Source organism: Vibrio sp. YT-19(2023) (assembly GCF_033337395.1).
The window spans coordinates 1-654 of the sequence record NZ_JAWOQN010000607.1 but is presented as its reverse complement, the minus strand read 5'-3'; the positions used below and the strand labels follow the sequence as shown (position 1 = coordinate 654).

Annotated in this window: 1 protein-coding gene; it reads left to right on the top strand. The window is 45.1% G+C overall.

The genetic code is table 11. The features are described 5' to 3' along the window. On the top strand, nucleotides 1–589 hold a 589-nt coding region (locus R7E78_RS27420), incomplete at its 5' end, for a methyl-accepting chemotaxis protein (RefSeq protein ID WP_318058791.1). Nucleotides 590–654 lie beyond the last annotated feature (65 nt).

Here is a 654-nt window from a genome sequence, read left to right as displayed (position 1 = left end):
TTCTGTTCTCGACCTTGTTGGAGAGTTGGGTGAGATTTCGAAAGTGGTGATGCGTTTGAATCAACAAACGGATCAAATAGGGACGGTTATTGAGGTGATTAATGGCATTGCCGAACAAACCAATCTTCTGGCATTGAATGCTGCGATAGAAGCGGCAAGGGCAGGCGAGCAAGGTCGTGGTTTTGCGGTAGTCGCGGATGAAGTGAGAACGCTTGCCAAACGAACTCAAGAGTCCACAACAGAGATCAAATCTGCGATTGAGAGCATTCAACATGGCAGTAAGTCTGCGGTTTCTGCGTTGGAGAAAGGCAACGAGATGTCTACAGGGACGGTGACTTTGCTTGGAACGGCGCTTGAGAGCATTCAGCAATTAGAGTCGTTGATCCAAGATGTTGTAGAAAGAAATCAACAGATAGCTGTCGCCATCGAAGAGCAGGTCTACGTCACGGATGAAATCAATGAGAACATCCAATCGCTCAATTTGAAATACAGCGAGTCGTATGATCTGATGACAGAAACCAACCAGATGAACAGCAGAGTGCAAAACTGTACGAATGAACTCTCTGACATGATAAAAAAATTCGCATAAGCAGCGGAAGTAAATGGCTTAGTGCTTCTCTAAATAAAGCATAGGGTAGGAGCAAATATGGTTAC